This is a genomic window from Reyranella sp., assembly GCF_004296935.1.
Taxonomy (GTDB): domain Bacteria; phylum Pseudomonadota; class Alphaproteobacteria; order Reyranellales; family Reyranellaceae; genus Reyranella.
The window spans coordinates 1-4775 of the sequence record NZ_SCVH01000092.1; the positions used below are offsets into that span (position 1 = coordinate 1).

At 64.5% G+C, this 4775-nt stretch carries 6 protein-coding genes; 3 read left to right on the forward strand and 3 right to left on the reverse strand.

Annotated features, from left to right (window positions below):
• The coding region (locus EPO55_RS13060; protein WP_296337306.1) for a hypothetical protein at positions 1-623 on the reverse strand (623 nt) is incomplete at its 3' end.
• 38 nt (positions 624-661) lie between these two features.
• Between EPO55_RS13060 and EPO55_RS13065 the strand changes: the two genes are divergently transcribed.
• Entirely contained in the window at positions 662-1831 is a 1170-nt protein-coding gene (locus tag EPO55_RS13065; RefSeq protein WP_296337307.1) for an amidohydrolase family protein, read from the forward strand.
• Positions 1828-2658 (forward strand): enoyl-CoA hydratase, encoded by an 831-nt coding sequence (locus EPO55_RS13070; RefSeq protein WP_296337308.1) that lies wholly within the window; start codon positions 1828-1830, stop codon positions 2656-2658. Before EPO55_RS13065 ends, EPO55_RS13070 begins: the two co-directional genes overlap by 4 nt.
• Here the strand turns inward: EPO55_RS13070 and EPO55_RS13075 are convergent, their stop codons facing one another.
• A complete protein-coding gene (locus EPO55_RS13075) occupies positions 2659-3378 on the reverse strand; it encodes a DUF4198 domain-containing protein (RefSeq protein WP_296337309.1) in 720 nt (239 codons plus the stop codon).
• Positions 3379-3488: 110 nt separating this feature from the next.
• Positions 3489-4109, reverse strand: coding sequence for a glutathione binding-like protein (locus tag EPO55_RS13080; protein WP_296337310.1), 621 nt, complete (start codon positions 4107-4109; stop codon positions 3489-3491).
• Positions 4110-4254: 145 nt separating this feature from the next.
• On the opposite strand from EPO55_RS13080, the gene EPO55_RS13085 reads away from it, so the two are divergent.
• On the forward strand, positions 4255-4775 hold a 521-nt coding region (locus tag EPO55_RS13085; protein ID WP_296337312.1), incomplete at its 3' end, for a TetR/AcrR family transcriptional regulator.

Genomic DNA, 4775 nt, shown 5'->3' on the forward strand with positions numbered 1-4775 from the left:
GCCGCGTTCGCGCACGGCGTGTCGATCATCCAGGCGAGCGGCCGCACCGGATCGACCGAGCCGAGACCGCCCTTCTGGTCGACGATGGTCTCGCCATCGACCACGAGCTTCACCTGAAGCCCGGCCCAGTCGAGGCCTTTCCAATTCTTGATCGATCCGCCCACGACCAAGGCATGGTTCATCTGGTTGTCGGCCAGCAGCCACTCGGGATCGACGTGCTGGAAATCAGCCAGCCGCGTGTCGACGATTTCCATGCCGACGAAGGCATCGCCCACGGCGCCAAGCGCCTCGTCGCGGCCGACCGGCGCGCTGCGAGCTGCGATGTCGGCCGCGATGTGAAAGGAGATTTCCACCTCCACGCCGATCATGTGCATCGCCTTGCCGTCGAACCTGGCCGGCGATGGAACCAGTGCACCAGCCAGAAGTGGCGCCGGATTGGGTTCGGCCGTCGCCGTGCGCGCGCCCACCTTCCAGCCGGCGACCGGACCGGTCGCACGAGCCACTTCGTCCTGGACGGCGTAGACCGCAGAGCGGTCTGGCAAGGCGAAAGGCGGCGCCACCTGGATGCGCTTACGGCGGGCTTCCAGGAGCGTCCGCGCCGCGTATGAAATATCGATGGTCATGCTAAGCTCGCGCAAAAGAAGTCGGACCGGAGAGGACAATGCCTTACGCCAGCGGTCGCGTCATTCACGACGCCGACGCCCACATCATGGAAGTACCGGGCTTCCTCGAAGAACATCTCGAGGCGAAGCATCGCGCCGCCGTGACCGACACGGTGCTGTTCCCGCGTCATGAAGGCTTCCACAGCACGCGGCTCAAGGCGAGCCCGTCGACCGACTTCGACGACCAGCAGATCATGCTGCGGAAGAACTGGGATGCCCTGGGCTCGACCGTCAAGCAGGATCGCCCCCGCTCCGTCGACCTGCTGGGCTTCGCCAGCCAGCTCATGTTCACCACGGCGCTGCTCAACTATTCCTCGGTGCTGGAAGGCGGCCGCGATGCCGACCTCACCTACGCCGTGGCCCGCGCACATACGCGCCATATGGTGGACTTCTGCTCGGTCGACAAGCGCCTGCTGCCGACCGGCTACGTCCCCCTGGTCGATTTCGAGCGCACCGTGAGGGCCGCGCGCGAGGCGATCGAGATGGGCGCCAAGGCGCTGATGATTCCATCGCGTTGCCCGGACGATCATTCGCCCAGTCACATCGGCTTCGACCCGCTGTGGGCAATCGCCCAGGAGGCCGGCCTGCCGATCGTGTTCCATGTCGGCGGCGGCGGGAAACTGCTCGAGGACGCCTATTTCAACAACGGCCTGCCGCCAGTACCGGACTTCCATGGCGGCGACGACAATTTCAAGTCGATCGACTACATGGCAATCGCCTATCCGCCGATGAAGGCACTGACGGCGTTGGTGGTCGATCGCGTGCTCGACCGCTTCCCGCGGTTGAAGTTCGGCGTCATCGAACAAGGCGCCTCGTGGGTGCCGGGCTGGATGCGCAACATGGACAGCGCCCACAACGCCTTCTACAAGAACGAGGAACGGCTGCAGAAGATGTCGCTGAAGCCCAGCGAGTTCGTGCAGCGCCAGGTTCGCGTGACGCCCTACCCGCACGAGGACGCGGGCTGGATCATCGCCAATTCGGGCGACGGTGTGTGTCTCTTCTCGTCCGACTATCCGCACATCGAGGGCGGCCGCAATCCGATCAAGCGCTTCGAGGCCTCGATGGAAGTTGCTGGCACCAGCGAGAACCAGAAGCAGCGTTTCTACTGCGACAACTTCGTCGACCTGATGGGCGCGGGCCTCGCGCCCGAACTGAGGGCTGCGGCATGACCGGCTATTCGACCCTGCTTACCGAGCGCACCGGCGCTGTGCTGAAGATCACCGCCAACCGGCCCGACGTGCTGAACGCGCAAAGTCGCATCCTGCTCGAGGAACTCGACGACGCCTTCGTCCGCGCGACCAAGGACGATGCCGTGCGCGTCATCATCCTGGCCGGCGCCGGCAAGCATTTCTCGGCCGGCCACGATCTCGGCAGCCCGCAGGAGATGGCCGACCAGAAAAAGAACCCGGTCGAGGGATTCAAGGACGAATACCGGCGCCTGTCGGAGCGGTTCTTCGAGAACACCATGCGCTGGCGGGATATCCCCAAGCCCACCATCGCCCAGGTCCAGGGATACTGCATCATGGGCGGCATGATGATCGCCTCGGCCTGCGATATCATCATCGCCAGCGACGATGCCCAGTTCGCCGACCGCGCCGTGAAGTGGGGCGGCAGCCACGTCCAGTATTTCTCGATGCCTTGGGATTTCGGCCCACGCAAGACCAAGGAGTATCTCTTCACCGGCGCCTTCATCAGCGCCGCCGATGCCGAGAAGGCCGGTCTGGTGAATCGCGTCGTGCCGCGGGCGAAACTCGAAGAGGAGACGATGGCGCTGGCGCAAAACATCGCCGAGCGCGATCCGTTCGCGCTCAAGCTCGCCAAGGCCTCGGTCAACGAGATGCAGGATGCCCAGGGCTGGCGCCAGGCCATGGAAGGCGCTTTCAAGAACTACATGATGACCATTCCGCACCGCATCGAGATGGGCACCTACGGGCCCAAGGCGCGCGAAAAGGCCCCGAAGGACCGCTTCGGTATCCTCAACAAGAAGACGGGCTGATCAACGCTTCGGCGTCGTCACAGCCGGGCGCGGCGGCGCGTCCAGCCCGGCCGGCACCTTGAAAGTCAGCGTCGTGACGAAGCGCATCGTGTCGTAGGCATCGTTGCCGTGGACGCCCGGCGTACCGTCCAGCAGCGCTACCTCGATCATGTAGGTGCCCTTCCAGGGCAGCGCGAGTTCGATCGTGCCGCTGTCGTCGGTCGTGAGCTCGCGCTTCCAACCGAATTCCGTCGCCACTTCGGCCTTGGCCTTGGGCAGCGGCTTGCCGTCGTAGAAGACTTTGAAGGCGCCGGGCTTGCCGCCCGGCACGATGTCGAGCGCAATTACCGGATTGCGCTCTGCAAGGTCGGTCACGTAGCGTGCCGCGAGGCGGCCGAGCGACCGCGTGACCTTGTCGCCCTGCTTGCGCTCCGTGACACGTGCCTGCTCGGCCACGATGCTGTTCACACTCGTGGGAGCGCCCATGATCTGAAACGACGTCGCTCCCTTTTCGACCTTCAGGGCCTGATCGCCGGAGGCGGCGTACGCCCTGGCGGCGGGCGGTGGATCGATCCGATCGAGCAGGCCGGGCGAGCTTTCGCGCAGGTTCTCGCCGAACTCGCCGTATTGGAGCTGGAAGCCCGTCGCCTCCAACTCGAGCCAGAGCGCATGAGCCGACGCCGCAGTGGCGAAAGAGAGCCACGCGAGGGCGGCCGCAAGGGCGGCAATGGCGATACGCATGTCGGTGTCCTCCGGGGAAGACATCTACCATAGAAGCGAACGCTTACTAGACGCAATCTAATAAAAGAGAGATGAAGCAGGCGACCCAAGGCCGCCTGCTTCCCCTTTTGTCAGGCCGCGCGCCGCTTGCGCTCGGCCATCTCGACGCCCATCGCCTGGGCGACCGACGGCCGTTGCAGGTGGCGCTGATGGTAGGCTTGGAGGGTCGGCCATTTCGCGAGGTCGGCCTTCAGGAAGACACTCCAGTTGAGCAGCGTCACGAGATAGGCATCGGCCACCGTAAACCTGGTCCCGACCAGGGTCTCACGATCGCCCAGCCGCTTGGCAATCGCGGCAAGCGTCGGCTCAAGTTGGGCCATGGCCGCGGCCTTTGCCGCATCCGGGCTCGACGGCGCGAAGATCTGGGCGAAAAGGCGCTTGTGCACCTCGGTCGACAGATAGTTCAGCGTATCGATGAGCTGGTAGCGTTCGATCGTGCCCCAGGCCGGTGCCAGACCGGAATCGGGCTTGCGATCGGCCAGGTATTGCAGGACCGAGGGGCCCTCGTTCAGGACCTGGCCATCGTCCAGGCGCAACGCCGGCACGTAGCCGTTGACCGAGATCTTGTAGTAGTCCCCGCCATCGTCGGTCTTCTTGTTCTCGACGAAGCGGACTTTTACCGGCAGACCGGCTTCGATCACCGCGATATGTGAAGCGAGCGAGCAGGCCATTGGTGAAGCGAAGAGTTCCATCGCGTCCTCCTGTTTTTTGTGCGATACGGTACACAAATACGGATGGGCGACGGCGTCAAGGATAATTATGCGAACCGGTACAGAAATAACCAAGCGGTCACGTGGCCGTCCGCGCGCCTTCATTACCGCCGAGGTACTTGACCGTGTGCGCACCGTTTTCCTGGAAAAGGGCTTTGCCGCCGCCTCGGTCGACGAACTGGCGGCCGCCGCCGGCCTCAACCGACCGAGCCTCTACGCCGCCTTCGGCGACAAGGAGCAGCTCTATATCCACACGCTGCGCTTCTACGGGCAGAAGAGCGTCGAAGGCCTCGATGCCGTTCTTGCCGGCCCCGGCACGATCGAGCAGCGGCTGTCCAAGGTTTATAAGCTGGCAATCGATCTCTACACCGCACCGCCGCATCGGCCGGGCTGCATGATCGTGGGCACTGCGGCCGTCGAATCGCCTACCCACCCGAAGATCGCCGCCGTGGCGAGCGAGCTGCTGGCGGCGATCGAAAAGAGCCTGGAGCGCGCCTTCGCCGCCAGCGATCTGGCGCACGATCCCTCCCCTGTCGCGCGCGCGCGCATGGCCGGCGCCATCATGCACTCCATCGCCATTCGCGCGCGGCTGGGCACCAAGGCCACTGATCTCAGGGCCTTCGCTGCCTCGATGGTTCCGACAATCTG